Origin of the sequence: Porphyromonas asaccharolytica DSM 20707 (assembly GCF_000212375.1) — a bacterium.
GTDB classification, from domain to species: Bacteria; Bacteroidota; Bacteroidia; order Bacteroidales; family Porphyromonadaceae; genus Porphyromonas; species Porphyromonas asaccharolytica.
Genome location: NC_015501.1, coordinates 963,542 through 981,077, shown reverse-complemented (window position 1 = coordinate 981,077; position 17,536 = coordinate 963,542). Strand labels below are relative to the sequence as shown.

At 51.7% G+C, this 17,536-nt stretch carries 13 protein-coding genes; 9 read left to right on the top strand and 4 right to left on the bottom strand.

Annotated features, from left to right (window positions below; translation table 11 throughout):
• The first annotated feature begins 551 nt into the window (after window positions 1-551).
• Complete coding sequence (gene rplS, locus PORAS_RS03925; RefSeq protein ID WP_004331354.1) at window positions 552-917, top strand: 50S ribosomal protein L19; 366 nt, start codon at window positions 552-554, stop codon at window positions 915-917.
• 343 nt (window positions 918-1,260) lie between these two features.
• Window positions 1,261-1,425: a hypothetical protein gene (locus tag PORAS_RS03920; RefSeq protein WP_245528055.1), complete on the top strand. Its 165-nt coding sequence runs from the start codon at window positions 1,261-1,263 to the stop codon at window positions 1,423-1,425.
• An 88-nt stretch (window positions 1,426-1,513) separates the two neighbouring features.
• Here the strand turns inward: PORAS_RS03920 and PORAS_RS03915 are convergent, their stop codons facing one another.
• Window positions 1,514-2,419 (bottom strand): hypothetical protein, encoded by a 906-nt coding sequence (locus tag PORAS_RS03915; protein WP_013760247.1) that lies wholly within the window; start codon window positions 2,417-2,419, stop codon window positions 1,514-1,516.
• Window positions 2,416-3,012 carry a hypothetical protein gene (locus PORAS_RS03910; RefSeq protein ID WP_013760246.1) on the bottom strand — a complete coding sequence of 199 codons (597 nt, stop codon included), beginning with the start codon at window positions 3,010-3,012 and terminating at the stop codon, window positions 2,416-2,418. Before PORAS_RS03910 ends, PORAS_RS03915 begins: the two co-directional genes overlap by 4 nt.
• A gap of 1,107 nt (window positions 3,013-4,119) precedes the next feature.
• On the opposite strand from PORAS_RS03910, the gene PORAS_RS03900 reads away from it, so the two are divergent.
• Window positions 4,120-6,000: an IS1634 family transposase gene (locus PORAS_RS03900; RefSeq protein ID WP_013759745.1), complete on the top strand. Its 1,881-nt coding sequence runs from the start codon at window positions 4,120-4,122 to the stop codon at window positions 5,998-6,000.
• Between the two features lie 126 nt (window positions 6,001-6,126).
• On the opposite strand, the gene PORAS_RS03895 is transcribed toward PORAS_RS03900, so the two are convergent.
• Window positions 6,127-7,179 (bottom strand): transposase, encoded by a 1,053-nt coding sequence (locus PORAS_RS03895; RefSeq protein WP_245528033.1) that lies wholly within the window; start codon window positions 7,177-7,179, stop codon window positions 6,127-6,129.
• A 37-nt stretch (window positions 7,180-7,216) separates the two neighbouring features.
• Window positions 7,217-7,609, bottom strand: coding sequence for an ISAon1 family transposase N-terminal region protein (locus tag PORAS_RS03890; RefSeq protein ID WP_013759848.1), 393 nt, complete (start codon window positions 7,607-7,609; stop codon window positions 7,217-7,219).
• A 213-nt stretch (window positions 7,610-7,822) separates the two neighbouring features.
• On the opposite strand from PORAS_RS03890, the gene PORAS_RS03885 reads away from it, so the two are divergent.
• The 6 genes from PORAS_RS03885 to dnaE all read left to right on the top strand — a co-directional run bounded on the left by PORAS_RS03885 (window position 7,823) and on the right by dnaE (window position 17,479).
• Complete coding sequence (locus PORAS_RS03885; protein ID WP_013760245.1) at window positions 7,823-8,476, top strand: PASTA domain-containing protein; 654 nt, start codon at window positions 7,823-7,825, stop codon at window positions 8,474-8,476.
• Entirely contained in the window at window positions 8,460-9,584 is a 1,125-nt protein-coding gene (locus PORAS_RS03880) for an RluA family pseudouridine synthase (RefSeq protein ID WP_004331356.1), read from the top strand. Before PORAS_RS03885 ends, PORAS_RS03880 begins: the two co-directional genes overlap by 17 nt.
• A 30-nt stretch (window positions 9,585-9,614) precedes the next feature.
• Entirely contained in the window at window positions 9,615-10,604 is a 990-nt protein-coding gene (locus tag PORAS_RS03875) for a D-alanine--D-alanine ligase family protein (protein WP_013760243.1), read from the top strand.
• Window positions 10,601-11,779, top strand: a complete 1,179-nt coding sequence (locus PORAS_RS03870; protein ID WP_013760242.1) for a hypothetical protein — start codon at window positions 10,601-10,603, stop codon at window positions 11,777-11,779. Before PORAS_RS03875 ends, PORAS_RS03870 begins: the two co-directional genes overlap by 4 nt.
• A 133-nt stretch (window positions 11,780-11,912) precedes the next feature.
• Window positions 11,913-13,355, top strand: a complete 1,443-nt coding sequence (locus tag PORAS_RS03865) for a trigger factor (RefSeq protein WP_013760241.1) — start codon at window positions 11,913-11,915, stop codon at window positions 13,353-13,355.
• 305 nt (window positions 13,356-13,660) lie between these two features.
• On the top strand, window positions 13,661-17,479 hold the full coding sequence (gene dnaE / locus PORAS_RS03860; RefSeq protein ID WP_013760240.1) for a DNA polymerase III subunit alpha: 3,819 nt from the start codon (window positions 13,661-13,663) through the stop codon (window positions 17,477-17,479).
• The last annotated feature ends 57 nt before the right edge of the window (window positions 17,480-17,536 follow it).

Genomic DNA, 17,536 nt, shown 5'->3' with positions numbered 1-17,536 from the left:
ACAAGGGCTATACCTCACAAAAGAATCGCACAGCTTTGAAAAAGCATCATTCTTGAGAAAATGGCATTAGCGGGTGGAATGTAGGCTAATTCCTATTTTGAGGTGCTGAGAAAACTTTAGGATGACGTGTTCTAATCAACTGAGACTATAAAACAGAATATCCACGTGGAGATTTTCGATTTTCCACGTGGATATTTTTTATTCTCCACGTAGGGACGAAACGATTCCTCCGAAGTTTCATTTCATCTCCACGTGGAGATTTTTTATTCTTCACGTGGAGATTTGAGAATTTCCACGTGGAGATTTGAGAATTCCCACGTGGGGATCTACCTTCTCTCCAGCACCTCAAAATAAAAATTAGCCGGAATGTACGGTGAAATGTACGCGCCTTGAAAGTAGTTGTTGATTACCAAGAATTTTGTACCTTTGTCGTCAGCTTTGCGTAATCTCTGACAGGAAGAGAGACCAGGGCACTAGATCTAGGTCTCGTCAGTCGCCTGTGTATATTACGTTTAGCTCATAGCTAATCAAAAAAGTAATACATCATTATTATGGACTTTATCAAGCTAGTCGAAGAAGACTTTCAGAGCGGCAAGCAACTACCTAAGTTTGCCCCCGGTGACACGATCGTTGTGGACTACCGTATTAAGGAGGGTAACAAGGAGCGTATCCAGAAGTTTCGTGGTACGGTCATCCGCATCAGCGGTCATGGCGATCAGCGTCGCTTCACCGTGCGCAAGATCTCAGATGGGGTGGGCGTAGAGCGTATCTTCCCATTCAATAGCCCCTTTATTGAGGAGATCCACGTCGAGCGTCACGGTAAGGTACGTCGTGCTAAGCTCTACTACCTACGCAACCTCCGCGGTAAGGCTGCTCGCATTCGTGAGCGTCGTACGCTATCAGCTAGCGTTAAGTAGTAAGTTGGCTCAAAGACAAATAAAGAGAGGCATCCCAATGCGGGGTGCCTCTCTTTAAGTTATTAGATGTTAGAGACTAGAGGGTATCGGAAGCTTCGGAAATTATTGATGTCCGATAAAAATCAGAAAGAGCATACCGAGGGGGCTCAACCGTAGATTTGAAGCGGTTGGGCTTTCTATTTTTGCCGTGAAACTTGGGTTAAGCTACAGGAGCTACATGTCATCGCTCGCTAGGATCTTACTCATATCCCCGATGTAGCAAGCACAAGCACCACACCGATGGCACGACAGATCATCTTACACCTTGGCGATCGAATTGCTTTCCGACAACTGCGCTATCGTGATGAGCTCCTGCACTCCGTGCTACTCCTACCACGACCATAAGCGAGGCGTCGAACTAACGCCTTGGCATCACGACGAACCTCCACACACGCTCTACTACTCAGGCGCGTGGCACCTCATCGAAGACGATAATGCCGACCACCACTACCTACTACGCCACGAGTAGCTCGCGAAGAACAAAATAGGGAGAACCTTTATAAAGGTTCTCCCTTATTCTACATACAACAAGCCAAACCACAGAGCCATAAACTCTGTTATTGGATCGGCTCTCCTAGTCTTATTGCTACACCTACATTAAGGACTGGTAGGAACTGTGCTTTGTAGACTACATCCTGCACCGAGGCATCAAAGTCAACGAGTACGTTAGGATCTCCAGCGATAACGTTTGGAGAAGCAATGCGAGCCTTTCCCGCCAGTAAAACGCCTAAGTCGATGAAAAATGAGACAGGCTTGTCTGATGGAGCCATCTGACCATACCCGATTCCTATGTAAGGTCTCACAGTACGACCTAAAGTGGCCGTAGCATCAAGCGCCGCTTCACTACTAGGCTGTATGGTGACACTTTGACTTGCATCATTGTCGTCGGAGATGGTGATACTAGGCATATTGTTTGGATCAAGGCTACTTTCTTGCTTCATAATTGACTCTTTCGTCTTAGCATCGATCATCATGCCATGAGCATGCACCTTGGGAGCTCCTAGATAGATGCCCCCTGAGACACGGAAGCCGTTTTCCATCGGGTGCCAGTCAAGCATAAGCTGCCCATTGAGGTTGCTATAAGCAGCATTCGTGTACACCTGAGGCGTGTAGCCTAGTGCATCTCGGTAGCTTTGCATCTGAGCAGCATCACCTAGGTCAAAAGTTCTTTTATAGACCTGTAACTTAGGGAAGAAGCCAACGCCTGCACGTATGGTGAGCTGAGGGATGATACGCACGGCACACTGAGCCGTAACACCATCAGGCACTGACACGCCTAGAGCAAGTCCTACGGGCATTTCATCCTCTTGGGATACTGCTCGATGAGCTTTTCTAGGCTTTTCAGAGACATAGCGTCCATTGGGAAGACGCTTGTAGGTGGAGGTCTTCTGAGCTGATACCCCCGTGCAGAGAAGGAGCGAAGTAGCCGCTCCTATTAGGATACGATAGAGGATTCGGTTCATTTTGCTCGAACTGTACTTGTTATAGAAAGCGTAATCTTCACATATACGTTTGTATCTCCATATGGCCACTCAGAGATCTTGTCTCTCGTTGTGGAGATACGTATCGGCAGTTGATCAGCTGTGATGTACTGTGCTAGATCCTTCTCATGTAGTACTAAATCTAGCAGATTAGGATGAGCATTCTCCGCATTTGTCTCTGCAATCAACTTGTAGTTTTGTCCTGCATAGAGACGCATAGGCGCAAACAAAGTCAGGTCTACGCCTTCGGGCTTGATGCACTCGATTGTCATTTTGTCAAGTCGGATACTTTTAATCTCCGCTTGAGAGAAACCACTAGAGTTGATGACATCGCTCATATCCCAAGAGAGGCAATCTTCATATAGCACTTTCTCCTGAGCATCTCTCAAATCTAGCGTAGTTTTTTGGCTGACATCGAGAGCGCTAGACACATCTAGCGGTATCTCAAAGACCTTGACTGAAGGCACTGTAGCCTCGACTACAGGCTTTCTCACAGGAGTCTTAGGATCGCAACTCTGCAATGCAAAGAGCGTAAACGCTAGCACTAGGACAGCATAAAAGTGTTTGTTGGTCATAGCATTATAGTGTTTAGTATTAGTAGTTATTAGTTTTCGTGATTTACTGATAAGTCCTTACGTTACATCTTGACAACCCAAGTCATTTCCTCACGTATCTGTCAAAGCTTCATCTAGATGAGCCCACACTTAAGGTTTAGACCTTTGAGGAACTTACTCTAGCTGCGTGAAATCTATCTATTTACTCTTCACTGTTCATTTTGATCTTTTTCATTTGTCGACTCTGAGCGTTAAGCTAGAAAGACATTCCATTACCAAGCTCATTACGCCTACAAATGTAATAAAAATATTTATACATATAAACAAACAGTCCAACAACTGTCTTAATTTGAAAAAAGTTTACTCGTAAGTAAGATAACCAAGGGTACAATGAAACAGAGAAAATACACGTAATCGATGCCCGCATAGGCTTCAAAAAATCGCCCTACCAAGGGACATGCCACAATGGTCGAACGAATTGAGACTCTAAAGCGCTATTACATAACTGGCTACTCAACCAAGCTTCTAGCAAACTAGTAGCAGGGGACATTATGGACGGATCGCAATTGAATTCGCACCTTTGAGCAAGAAAACCCTATAGTGGCTAAAGAGATAAACAAAAAGAGAATACCCCCACAAAGCGCCTCCTCTGAGGAGCTCAGCAACGACGACTGTGCCACCATGAAGGCACGTATCCTAGAGCTCGAAAAAGCTCTTCACCAAGCATGCTTAGAGCGAGATGTCTTTAAGACCTGCTTGGAGGTATACGGCGAAAAGCAGAAAAAAGAGGCTCCTCATCGTGACAGCCGTGCGAGATCAATATAAATATCAAATCAAGAAGGTCTGTAAGAAGCTAAATAAAAGCCCACAAGCCTATTACAAGCATCTCAAATCCGACACGTCCTTGAGAGAATCAGAGCTCGAGTTTATAGAGACAAGCTATATTATCGGACATCAATAAATTTAGCCCAAGTTTCACGGCAAAAATGAATTTCGGGACGTTTTGCCCCGAAACTTGAGGGGGCGAGAGTCGTAACTCGCTGAGTGTCAAAGGGGGCTTTTGGCGATCGGAGCTGATTCCGATTTGTAGGACACTTTTGGGTGAAATATTTGTTGTTACTTTGCGCCATGCACGCAAATGTTCAGACCCGTTTCAACCCTACAATCGGCGAGAAGGCTCCTTATTATCGACTGAAGGAGTCTTATCGTGATGTGCGGGGAAATGTCCATTCGCTGATCCTGCTCAACGTCGGCTTCGACCCCTCCATTGATGCTCTGCAGGCTAAGAAGATCGCTCGTGCACTGACGAATAGGTTTGAGAATCGTCACGCCACGACGCTCTTCTCCGAACGACTCAATGGGTTGACCGAACACGAACAAGCTAAGGCTGACGAATGGTGGAATAGGATGGTTCAGGAGGGCGGGATAGATCGCTTTGACAAGCGAGAGCAGGCTGCTCGCAAGGAGGCGGAGCACTACATCGACTTGGACTCCGCCAAGCACACCGATGCTCGCAATGTGGGAGCCGAGTGGCTCTGCAAGCAAACCATTGATAAGCTAGAGCTGGAGAGCTTTTTGAAGCGTCAAGGTTGGTCGGAGCAGGCCATCCACACGGCTCTCTCTGCACTGATCGTTCGCACCGTCTATGCCACCTCTGAGCACGCCTCCTACTTCACTATGCGTGACAATTCGGCGGCTACTGAACTCTACTCAGGTCGCCCCGATTGGCTCCCAGGTAGGAATGCGCTTTACACGATTACCGACCAGCTCTTTGCCCTCAAGGAGCAACTTGAGCATCATCTCTGCATGATGACCGACCACCTCTTTAACATAGACAATAAGCTGATGCTGTTTGACTTGACTAACTTCTACTTTGAGGGAAGCAAGCGCAATAGCCAGAAGAGCAAGTTTGGTCGATCCAAAGAAAAACGCTCCGACTGCAAACTCCTCGTCTTGGCACTGTGCATCAACAAAGAGGGGTTCATTCGCTACTCTTCGATCCTCGAGGGCAATACGGCAGACCCGAAGTCTTTGCCCGATATGATTGAGAGCTTGGCTCAGAAAAGCCCTGCCAGAAAGGAAAAGACGCTGATCGTTATGGATGCGGGCATTGCCACTGAGGAGAACCTAACGAAAATCAAAGCGAAGGGCTACAACTACCTCTGCGTCTCGCGTACGAGGCTGAAGGAGTACACCCTCCGAGAGAACCACAAGTGTATCGTCGTGCAGGACTCCAGCAAGCGAGAGATCAAGCTTCGTGAGGTGCACACGGCTCCCGATGAGGACTATTTTCTAGAGATTACCTCCCCCTCAAAAGCGATGACCGAAGCCTCTATGAACAGGCAATGGCGCAGTCGTTTTGAGGCTGAGTTGATCAAGATAAACGAGGCGATCAAGAAGAAGGGAGGCACGAAGAAGTACGAAAGGGTCGTGGAGCGAACAGGCAGAGCCATAGAGCGTTATCCGTCGATTGCACGCTACTACGAGATCAACTACATCCGCAGTGAGGAGAAGCCCCTAGAGATGCAAGAGGTGGCTTGGAAGATCAAAGACCTCTCCAAGGTAGAGGGCGGTCACGGCGGTTACTTCCTGCGCACCAACGTCCGTACACTAGACGAGCGCACCACCTGGGACTACTACAACTTGATCCGAGAGATAGAGTGCACGAATCGTCAGCTCAAGACGGATCTACACTTGCGCCCGCTCTTTCATCAGACGGATCAGCGCAGCGATGCCCATCTTTTCTTTGGCCTGCTCGCTTACTGGGTTGTCAATACCATACGCTGTGGACTCAAAGCGCAGGGCGAGAACTGCTACTGGCGGGAGATCGTCCGACGTATGTCTACACAGAAGTTAGTCACCACCGAAGGCGTCAATCCGCTGGGCGAAAAGGTCGAAATGCGACAATGTAGCAAGCCCTCGAAACAAGCCACCGAGATCTACCAAAAGCTAGGCTTACGAGAAGCCCCCTTTAGGAAAATCAAAATCTGTAGGACACAAAGTCCATAACACAAACGCTACCGCCCGCTCCCAGCAGCCGTTACACGTCCCCTCCCGTGAAACTTGGGTTAGAAGAGGGCAATTCGTGGCTAATTCCTATTTTGAGGTGCTGGGGAGAAAGCCACACGCAAAAAACTAACTGAAGTGAACGGCGATGCGGTAGAGGAAGAAGTCACTATTTCGGGTTCCATAGTTGATGGCGATAAAGCGTTGGAGGTTCTGGTTGAGTGCTTCTGCTGAAGCGTTGGTCTTATAGCCGAGGAAGTAGTTGCAGATCTCTCCTATGTGCTTGACCATAAAGTGAGCGATGTTCTTGACCTCTTCACATGGACTACTGAGGTGATTAGTGATGATCTCTAGAAGTGCTTTTTTCTTACACTCCAACAGGTGTCGGGAGGGTGTTATGGAGGTACCATTTCGCATAGGACGTTGGTACCACTTCCGTAGCGCTACGGAGAATTTGTACGCTTCTTTGATGTCTGGGAAAAGTCTAAAGAGTAGCCGAGCGCGTAGCTTTTGACTGGCTGTCTGCTCGTTGTGAAGCTTGTGTAGTAACCCTTTGCTGCGCTGGAGGAGCTGTAGCTGGGTATCTCCATTGGACAGCTCTTTTTTGAACTCTTTGAGCTCTTGCTGGATTTTGGGGGCGGGCTGCAGTTTAGACCGTTTGCGACTCGCCTCCTCCAGCTCCCGTTGCTTGCGTAGAAGCTCTTGGCGGTAGCGTATTCTTACTGACTGGACTTGATCAATGATGTTTTTGACAACGTGAAATTTGTCCGCAACTTGATAGGCATTGGGGAAGAGTTCACGAGCCACCCAGTCGTAGTTTGGAGCCATATCACGGGTTACGCAAGAGACTGCGAAAAGTGCTTCTTGGGAGATGTTTGATCTCATTAGATAGACGATCTGGGAGGCTCGGAGCGTGTTGACCATCAGGACGATTTTATTCGTCTCTGGGTTCGACACGATGGTGTAGCAATCCCCGTTGATGTTCTTTTCGTCTATGCAGATGATGGATCCCATATTCTTCTCATTGAGAATGGGGATCTTTAGATCAGAACTTACAGGGCTTTTAGCAGAAGACCCTAGAGATCGTGAGGCTCCAGTCTTCTGCAAATGGCGTTGGTGCCCTGGGCTTTTGTATCCGCTCAAGACATCTTTGTACCAGCGAAAGAGTTTCTTCGAGCTCATCCCCATACAGTAGGCGACTTGCCCGATACTGGTGGGCTTAGACCCAATCAATTTCTTTTAAAAAATTGCCGAAAGCCTTGGTCGCTTTCATGCCTTTTTCATTGTATGAGTAGCTGTTGGAGTAGCTCTTTTCCTCTTGTCGCTGGTCCTGTTTTACCTTCCAGCGACGACGCTTGAGGTAGAGGAAGACCTCCTTGCCCATAGCTGGGAAGGTCTGCAACTCAATGTAGTTCGTATAGCCGTCTAGGACTATGTTTGAAAGATCTCCGTTGACCTCTTTTTTCAACTCTGCGGGGATATGGGCAGCGTCATCTTTCTCTACCATAAAGATGCGGTAAATGCCGTTTTCTTCAACCAACTTCTCGAAGTTAAAGTCTCGGAGAATTTCTTGTGGAGCGAATAGCTCAATCCAATCTAGTTCTTTAGTCATATTTGAGGTGGTAAGGGGGAGGGCGAAAAGCTCTCCTCATTCATTTGGGGGTGCAAGTTAATCAATTCACTTCAGTTAGTTTTTTGCGTGTGGCTTCTCCCCCAGCACCTCAAAATAGGAATTAGCCCAATTCGTCTGATACCTTTACCTTGATGATGCGACACTATCAAATTATCGTTACCTTTGCATAGTCTCTGCTAATAGATATACCCTATGCGACGTCCTTCTCTTTTGATTCACATTGGTTTGATGATCCTAGCGTCAGTCATCATCGTCGTCCTGGCGCTCGTCTGGATGAACCTTTTCACACGCCACGGATCATCTGTCGAGATACCTAATATATATGGTCTCCCTGCGAGCGAGGCGGTGCAGCTCCTGGACAAAGCTGACCTGCGCTACGAGGTGATCGACTCAGTCTACACGACAGAAGTACCCAAGGGGGCTGTCTATGATTTAAGCCCTAAGGCGGGTAGTCGGGTCAAAGCGGGACGTATCATCTTCCTCACGCTCAACGCCTCCTCTCCTCGCAACGGCATCATTCCCTCGCTCGTCGATGTGTCCGAGCGACAAGCACGAGCACGTCTCGTCAGCCTAGGTTTCGAAAACATCACTCCCAGTTACGTAGCAGGATCCTTTGACGACCTAGTCATGGGCGTGCAGCTGCCCTCAGGGCAGACCCTTGCACCCGGTACACGCATACCGCTCGCCACGCCGCTCATACTCCTAGTCTCTGTGGCTACTAGTGACAGCATACCTCATGGCGCCTTCGGGCCTTACGACTCGATCACGGGAACGGGTGGACAAGTCCTACCCACCGACTCGACGAAACACATTCTAGAGCCTGATGAAGATGAGTCCTGGATGTAATCCCGATAGGGAGTCACTTCCCCTCGAGGAGCAGGAGCTAGAGGCTGACCTCATCGCTACTGACGAGGAGGATCAGTGGGTCGCAGGGGCACACGGTGAGGAGCTCTACGAGCATTACCGTGTGCAGGTAGATCCTGGACAAACTCCGCTACGCATCGACCGCTTCCTAGTGGATCGCATGCCACACACTTCGCGCCATCGCATACAGCTTGCCGCCAAGGCGGGACTCATCTGGGTGGATGGCGAGCCAGTCAAGAGCAACTACAAGGTCAAGCCGCTGGAGACCATCACAATGATGCTGGCGCATCCGAAGCAGGACTGGTCGATCACGCCGGAGGATATACCGCTTGACATAGTCTATGAGGACGATCAGCTGCTGGTGGTCAATAAACCTGCGGGTATGGTCGTACACCCAGGTCACGGCAACTATAGTGGCACACTCGTCCACGCCCTCGCTTACTACTTACGTAACGACCCACTCTACGATCCGAACGATGCTTCCGTAGGACTGGTGCACCGCATTGACAAAGACACCAGTGGGCTACTTCTAGTGGCAAAACGTACGGAGGCTAAGATACGACTAGCAAGACAGTTCTTCCTCAAGACTACGGGACGACGCTATCAAGCACTCGTCTGGGGCAAGCTTGACCAGCCACAAGGGACGATCGAGGGCAATATAGCTCGTGACCCGCGGGACCGTACCCGTATGACCGTCTATCCCCCGACGAGTGAGATAGGCAAGCCGGCCGTGACCCACTACACGCAGCTAGAGCGACTGGGCTTTGTGACACTCATAGCGTGTGAACTGGAGACGGGGCGAACCCATCAGATACGTGCTCACATGAAGTCTATCGACCACCCGCTCTTTGGTGATGAGCGCTATGGCGGTGACCAGATCCTGTGGGGACAGCGCACCAGCTCCTACCAGCAGTTTGTCAATAACTGTCTCAAGATCTGCCCCCGCCAAGCATTGCACGCTGAGACCCTCGCCTTCGACCACCCCACGACGGGTGAGCGGATGCACTTCTCGGCACCACTACCCGACGATATGAGGCAGCTCATAGACAAGTGGAGACGCTATGTGGCACCGCTCGAACTCTCTAACTAAACGAACCATTGCAATATCCCATTATACCCTATGGACAAACCCAATATTGCGATCATCTGTGGCGGATACTCTGGCGAGGCGGAGGTCTCGCAGCGTAGTGCCCAGACGATCCTCAAGCAGATCGATCAAACCCTCTTCACCCCTTACCTAGTCACCATCACAAGAGACGCATGGAGCGTGACCGATGCTGAGGGGAAGGCTGGAACGATAGATCATGCGCTAGTTGCACGCTTTGGTACGGCCGAAGTAACCTTCGCACTAGCTTACATTACCATCCACGGCACCCCTGGAGAGAATGGCCTCCTACAGGGTTACCTAGATATGCTCGGCATACCCTACACGACAGGCGGAGTGCTCTGCGAGGCTTTGACCTTTAATAAGGAGGCGTGCAACGCTTATCTAGCGCATCACGGCTTGCGCATCGCTCGCTCCCACTGCCTTCGCAATCATACTAGAGAATTCTCGTCCGAAGAGCAAGAACTGATCCAATCTCGCCTGCGTCTGCCACTCTTTGTCAAGCCCAATACAGGCGGCTCCAGCATCGCCACGACACGCATTGACCAGTGGGAGCAACTTTCCACAGCCGTGGCAGACGCTTACACAGCGGCACCCGATGTCCTCATCGAGGAGTGCATCGTCGGCACCGAGGTGACCTGCGGTTGCGTGGTCTTACCCGACGACTCTTTTGCCCTGCCTGTCACAGAGGTGGTGGCGCACGACACCTTCTTCGACTATGACGCTAAGTACTACGGCAAGAGCGACGAGATAACCCCCGCACGCATCTCGCCAGAGCAGACACAGCGCGTACAGGAGACCTCGCTGACGATCGCCCACCTACTAGACTGCTACGGCTTCGTACGTATAGACTACATCATCGAGGCGGACGGCATACCCACACTTCTAGAGGTCAACACGACCCCAGGCATGACGGAGGCCAGCTTCATTCCTCAGCAGGTACGTGCAGCTGGTCTACAGCTGAGCGACCTCATCACACGTATCATCAAGAGCAAACTATCATGACCACACACACAGCCCCACAGCCGTACGAGTACGACTCTATACGTCCCTACCTCGACGAGGAGGTGCCAGCTGTCGTTGCCCAGCTAGCCAACCAGCCTGAGCTACATTATGTTCTATCGGCACTGCTCTCGGAGGATGAGACGACTGCGCTCCTACAGCACCTAAAGAGCATCCAGAGTGTTGATGCCTTTAAGGAACTCATCTCCTACCCCCTCGTGGTCAAACTAGCAAAGCAGACCACTTTCTCCGTATCCCTTAGCGGAGCCAGTAGACTAGGAGGGGATCTGCCCACGACCTTTGTCACAAATCACAGAGACATCATACTAGACTCCGCATTTCTCAATCTAGTCATGCGAGAGCGCAACTATCTGATGCCACGCATCGCTATTGGTGACAACCTCTTCGGCAGGCCATGGATCGAGGCGGTGGTCAAGCTCAACGACTCTTTTGTCGTGCGTCGCTCGCTACCGATCCGACAGATGCTCCTAGCAGCTCAGGCGCTCTCCGCCTTTATCGACCAGAGCATACAGCAGGATCACAAGTCGGTATGGATAGCCCAGCGTGAGGGGCGTGCCAAGGACAATAGCGACCAAACACAGCCGAGCGTCCTCAAGATGATCGCTTCCTCACAAAGCAACGATCCTCTGACCCAACTGATGCGGGTCAACATCGCCCCCACGACCATCAGCTACGAATACGACCCTTGCGACATCCTCAAGGCGTGCGAGCTCCTCTGGCGCAAGCATCACCCCAACGAGCAGTATGTCAAGGGTGGCGAGGAGGACCTGATCAATATGAAGACAGGTCTACTCGGCTACAAGGGACGCGTACACTTTGCCATAGGCACGCGCCTCAACGAGCTGATCACTCCTGAGCTAGAAGCCGAGCTACGAGCTCTCCCCAAGCAGCAGCTCTACCCGCACCTCGCCACAATCATCGACACGGAGCTACATAGCAATTACCGCTTCTACCCGATCAACTACATCGCTTACGACCTCCTTCACCCTGACAAAGCGCACCCAAAGGAGCTCTACAGCGAGGCTGACAAGGAGAAGACGCTTCGCTACCTCGAGGAGCAGATTGCGAAAGCACCGACCGACGCTTACAGTGCCGACGAACTACGCACGCAGCTCCTCCAGATGTACGCTCAGCCGCTGCTCAATGCCCAGCACTAGCGATTGGCTAGAACTACTAGAGCCACTAGATCTCTAATATCTAACCTCTAATATCTAATCCCCAACTTCTAATCTCTTTTTCGTACCTTTGTTCCCTATAACTGAATATACACGCATATAGCATCTTAGTCCTATGAACATATCACACGAGCTTAAGGAAGATCAGGTTCTCTTGAACATCACGCTCACCAGTGACGAAATTAAAGAGCAGGTCACCGATCAGTTGAAGCATCTGCGCAAGACGGCTGAAACGCCAGGATTCCGCCCAGGCAAGACCCCAGCAGCACTCATTGAGAAGAAGTACGGTCAGGCTGTACGCTTTAGCGTTGTCAGCAAGGCTACATCCAATGAGGCAGTCAGCTACCTTAAGGAGCAGGGCATTAAGACGATCGGAGGTTTTCTCATGGAGCAAGACGACAATAGCTATACGCCCGAGCAGACCGACTACCAGCTACAGGTGTCGACGGGACTACTGCCTCAGTTCCCTGAGACGATCGATAGCAACGTGACACTCCCTTACTACACCGTCCAGGTCGACGATGCCGAGATCGATCAGATGATCAGCAACGCTCAGGAGAGTGCCGGCGAGCGCAACGAGGTAGAGGATGTACAGGAGAAAGATGTCCTCTACGTCTCTGTACAGGAGCTAGACGACAAGGGTGAGCACGCCTCTGAGGGCATCGCACTCGAGGAGAGCTTCCTCATGCCACAGTATGTGACCAATGAGGAGATTCGCGCAGAGATCCTAAAGGCTCACAAGGGTGACACACTCACCATAGACCTCCAAAAGGCGTATGATGGTAGCGAGGTCGAGATCGCCTCTTTCCTCCAGATCAAGCAGGAGGAGGTCAAGGATCACACCAACGCTTTTGAGATCAAGATCAACCGCATCCTACGCAACACGCCACATGCTATCGATGAGAAGCTCTTTAAGCTGATGCTCGGACCAACGACTGAGGTAACCAACGAGGAGGAGCTCAGAGCTGAGCTAAAGCGGATGCAGGAGTCGCGCAACGCATCGATGGCTAACGATATCTTTACCACGGTCGTCTCTAAGTATGTCGTTGAGAAGATCCAGGGTCTACCCTTCTCTGATAAGCACCTAGCACTCCTACTCAACGAAAAAACGGAGGAGGAGACTCAGGAGGAGTACGACGAGCGGATCAACCAGGTTATGCCATACGTACGCTACCAGTGCATGGTCGCTGATCTCAACAAGCAGCTAGGCGTTGAGGTCTCCGACGGGCTGGTTCGCAAGATCGTAAGAGAGGGTGTGATGAGACAAGTACAAGCTGCTGGTCTCGGTCAGCTACTCTCCAACGACGACTTCATCGAGAGCCTTGTCAACAATGCTATGGAGCAGAACAACGATCAGCTCTTTGCCGCTAAGGAGCAGGCCAAGGAGCAGGCTCTCGCAGCAAAGGTAAAGGAGCTGGTCACGCTTGACGAGCAGGAGCCTCTCTCCGTCGAAGAGCTTTACAAGATTCACACCAAGCTACAGAGGGAGATCAACACGCTACTCAAGTTCTACGACGAGGAGTCAGAAGACGAGGAGTCAGCGCCAGAGGAGGAGTAGCCTAGCACCTTTCCCCCCCCCAAAAAAACATACCGATAGCGGGATCATCTCACGAAGGTGGGGTGGTCCCGCTCTCTGTTTGTTCCAACGGCTGCGCTCAGAGAGGTGCAGCGCCACAAAACGATCAACACCTGCCCAGTCCCAAACGGCACCACCCGTCAAACTTGGGTTAAAATAGCGTCCTCATCGGGGATCATTTGCGCCGAATAGTGTATCTTTGTGGGGAGGATCCACGATCGCATCGTTGCGCCCGAGAGAGCGACTTGCAGCTCGCTCTTGCCTCTTTATATCTCACGCTCAGTCTCATGAATCACACTCCCGACACTCCCCATAGTCCCTCGGCTGGGACACGTATGTACGTGCCGCTGCACGTTCACTCGCACTACTCTATACTAGATGGTATGGCACCCGTCGAGAAGCTCGTCGACAAGGCGGTCGCCTGCGGTATGCCGGGCATTGCACTCACCGATCACGGTGCTATGTATGGGATCAAGAACTTTACCAACTATGCCAATGATAAGATCAACGGCGACAAGCTCGCCCAGATCAAGTCGCTCCGCAAGCAGATCAAAGAGCTAGAAGCCGAAGCGTCCAACGCTGATGAGATCGCTCGCATCGAGGGGGAGATCAAGACGATCGAGCAGAGTCTCTTTAAGGCGATCGTGGGCTGCGAAGTGTACGTGGCGCGCCGATCGCTCGAACTGAAGGACAAAGATGCCAAAGATCCCGACAACCCCACCCGCAGCATAGACCGCAGCGGCTACCACCTGATCCTCCTAGCCAAGAACCTCCAGGGCTACCGCAACCTCATCAAGATGGTCTCCATAGCGTGGGAGCATGGAGAGTACTATAAGCCACGTATCGACAAGAAGCTGCTGTCAGAGCATCACGAGGGGATCATAGCCTCCAGTGCTTGCCTCGGCGGTGAGATCGCACAGCATATCCTGCATGGTCGTCTCGATGAGGCGCGTAAGACGGCACTATGGTACAAGGAGACCTTTGGCGAGGACTACTATCTAGAGATCATGCTCCACCCGAATAGCGATCCGCTGGGGGGGCAAGAGACCTACCACAAGCAGCTGCAGGTGGCTCAGGAGGTGATCAAGATGGGACAGGAGCTGGGCATCAAGGTCATTGCGACGAATGACACCCACTTCCTGAACGAGGAAGATGCCGAGGCGCACGATCACCTGATCTGTATGACGACCAATTCGCCTATCTCCGACCCCAATCGTATGCGCTACACCAAGCAGGAGTGGCTCAAGTCGCCCGAAGAGATGACAGCACTCTTTGCCGACTATCCAGACGTACTGGAAAACACGCTAGAGATCTGTAACAAGGTGGAGTACTACAGCATCGATCACGCCCCGCTGATGCCCCACTTCGAGCTTCCCGAGGGCTTTGCTAGCGAAGACGACTATCTGCGCCACCTCACCTACGAGGGTGCCAAGAAGCGCTACGGCGACCCCGTTCCTCCAGAGGTGCAGGAGCGCATCGATATGGAGCTGGGCGTGATACAGAACATGGGCTTCCCAGGCTACTTCCTCGTCGTGCAGGACTTCATCGCAGCAGCCCGACAGCTGGGAGTGCGTGTCGGCCCAGGTCGTGGTTCTGCTGCCGGCTCTGCGGTCGCTTACTGTCTGTCTATCACTCAGATTGAGCCGATTAAGTACGGCTTGCTCTTCGAGCGCTTTCTCAATCCCGATCGTATCTCCATGCCAGATATCGACATCGACTTTGACGATAAGAACCGCTGGCGTGTCCTCGAGTGGGTGACCAATAAGTATGGCCGCGATCATGTCTCCAACATCATCACGCTCACCACGATGGCTACCAAAGGTGCGATCAAAGGGGTGGCACGTGTCGAGGAGCTACCTCTAGACCAAGCCAATAGGCTTTGCAAACTCATTCCCGACAGAGCACCCGAGGGGGTCAAGCACCTCACCCTAGACTGGATGGTGCAAAACAACCAAGAGTTTCGCGAAGCATCCGTTAGTCAAAACGAGCAGCTAGCCAATACGATCCGCTATGCCCGTCAGTTAGAGGGCACGGCCAGCACTACGGGCGTACACGCCTGCGGTGTCATCATCAGCGGGCCGCCCGTCAGCGATGTCGTCCCGCTCTCGACAGCCATCGATCCAGACACCAACGAGCGCAAGCTGGTCGCGCAATATGAGGGTAAGGTGATCGAGCCCACGGGACTGATCAAGATGGACTTCCTCGGTCTGCAGACCCTCAGTATCATCAACGATGCCCTGCAAAACATCAAGATGAGCTACGGCATCGACCTAGACATCGACACGATCCCTGTCGATGATCCCAAGACCTTCGAACTCTACTCGCGCGGTGACACCGTCGGCACCTTCCAGTTTGAGAGCCCAGGCATGCGCAAGTACTTGCAGCAGCTAGAGCCCACCGAGTTTAAGGATCTAGTAGCTATGAACGCGCTCTACCGCCCAGGGCCTATGGACAATATCCCCACCTTTATCGAGCGCAAGCTCGGTCGTCAAGAGATCACCTACGATCTGCCCGAGATGGAGCCTTACCTCAAGGACACCTACGGCATCACCGTCTATCAGGAGCAGGTGATGATCCTCTCTCGTGTGCTAGGCGACTTCACACGAGGCGACAGCGATAGCCTGCGTAAGGCGATGGGTAAGAAAAAGGAAAAGGAGATGGCTAAGTACCGCATCAAGTTTGTCGAGAACGGTGTCGCCAAGGGACATCCTCGTGACACGCTCGAGCGCATCTACGACGGGTGGCAGAAGTTTGCCAGCTACGCCTTCAACAAGAGTCACTCCGTCTGCTACGCATGGGTCGCCTACCAGACCGCCTACCTCAAGGCGCACTACCCCGCACAGTTTATGGCAGCACTTCTGACCTGCAACCAGAGCAAGTCAGACAAGCTCACTAAGTATCTCGAGGAGGTGCAGCATATGGGTCTGGAGGTCAAGGGGCCAGACGTCAACGAGAGCTTTACTGCTTTCTCGGCAAACAAAGAGGGTGTCATACGCTTTGGTCTCGGAGGCATCTCACACGTGGGGCTATCTGTCGCGGAGGCTATCATACAGGAGCGCGAGGAGCATGGCGCCTATCAAGACGTGTACGACTTCTTCCAGCGCACCGACCTGAGCAATTGTTCACGACGTGCACTCGAGGCGCTCATACTGTCGGGCGCTTTCGACAACTTTGGCATCGAGCGAGAGGTTTACTTCGCACCCATTGCTAAGAGTGGCGTGAGCAGTCTCTCCTATGGCAAGGATGAGACCTTCCTCACAGCACTCATGCAGTACGGTAAGATCCTCGAGAGCGAACGCACACAGGTCCAGGCCTCCCTCTTTGGCGATAGCGATCCCAGTGTCAAGCTTCCCAAGCCACTGCCCCCCAAGGATGTAGAGCCGTGGAGCCATCTAGAGCGACTGACCAAGGAGCAGACCTATATAGGGATGTACCTGAGCGCACACCCACTAGATCCTTACGCCTTTATCATCGAGTATCTCTGCAACTGTCCCGCCTCCGAGCTAGACCAGTTTGCTGAGCTAGGGCTCACGCAGCTTACCTGCGCTGGTCTAGTCACCAAGGTGCGTCAAGGCATTAGCAAGAGAAACGAGCCTTACGCCATTATCCAGATCGAAGATACTTCGGGTACTGGCGAGATACCGCTCTTTGGCCAGGATTACGTGAATTTCGGTAACTTTGCGCAGGAAGGACTAGCCATCTTAGCGAAGATGAGCGTCACGCCGAGCCGATATGACCCGAATCGTCTTTACCGCTCTGTGCAGAGCATACAGCTCCTCTCAGACATCACCGAGGATGCCTTCAGGAGCATTCAGCTGACGATCGATCTGAGTCAAGGCGAAGATGCGACCCCAGCTGGATCATACGAAGAGGGCGCCGACGGCGAGGAGGAGATACTCGACCGCCCCAACACCCTCGAGGGAGCTATCGAGCTGGGCAACGCAATCAAGGATCACCCCGGTAAGACGGAGCTAGAGATAACCTTCTGCTCCTCTATGGTACCCTACACGACCACCATGTATGCACCCAGCATAGAGCCCGGCAAGTGGCTCCTAGAGATCGTCAAGAAGAACCAGATCCAGTGTACCGTGCAGACGGCTAAGTGATAGCCCCCCACCTATATATAGAAGACATTTCATACTAACTCTAAATACACAAGAACT

Coding starts and splice junctions, on each gene's coding strand:
- PORAS_RS03865 (WP_013760241.1), top strand. CDS start 11,913: ATGAACATATCACACGAGCTTAAGGAAGATCAGGTTCTCTTGAACATC.
- PORAS_RS03920 (WP_245528055.1), top strand. CDS start 1,261: ATGAGCTCCTGCACTCCGTGCTACTCCTACCACGACCATAAGCGAGGC.
- PORAS_RS03885 (WP_013760245.1), top strand. CDS start 7,823: ATGCGACGTCCTTCTCTTTTGATTCACATTGGTTTGATGATCCTAGCG.
- dnaE (WP_013760240.1), top strand. CDS start 13,661: ATGAATCACACTCCCGACACTCCCCATAGTCCCTCGGCTGGGACACGT.
- PORAS_RS03895 (WP_245528033.1), bottom strand. CDS start 7,179: ATGAGCTCGAAGAAACTCTTTCGCTGGTACAAAGATGTCTTGAGCGGA.
- rplS (WP_004331354.1), top strand. CDS start 552: ATGGACTTTATCAAGCTAGTCGAAGAAGACTTTCAGAGCGGCAAGCAA.
- PORAS_RS03910 (WP_013760246.1), bottom strand. CDS start 3,012: ATGACCAACAAACACTTTTATGCTGTCCTAGTGCTAGCGTTTACGCTC.
- PORAS_RS03880 (WP_004331356.1), top strand. CDS start 8,460: ATGAGTCCTGGATGTAATCCCGATAGGGAGTCACTTCCCCTCGAGGAG.
- PORAS_RS03870 (WP_013760242.1), top strand. CDS start 10,601: ATGACCACACACACAGCCCCACAGCCGTACGAGTACGACTCTATACGT.
- PORAS_RS03900 (WP_013759745.1), top strand. CDS start 4,120: ATGCACGCAAATGTTCAGACCCGTTTCAACCCTACAATCGGCGAGAAG.
- PORAS_RS03875 (WP_013760243.1), top strand. CDS start 9,615: ATGGACAAACCCAATATTGCGATCATCTGTGGCGGATACTCTGGCGAG.
- PORAS_RS03890 (WP_013759848.1), bottom strand. CDS start 7,609: ATGACTAAAGAACTAGATTGGATTGAGCTATTCGCTCCACAAGAAATT.
- PORAS_RS03915 (WP_013760247.1), bottom strand. CDS start 2,419: ATGAACCGAATCCTCTATCGTATCCTAATAGGAGCGGCTACTTCGCTC.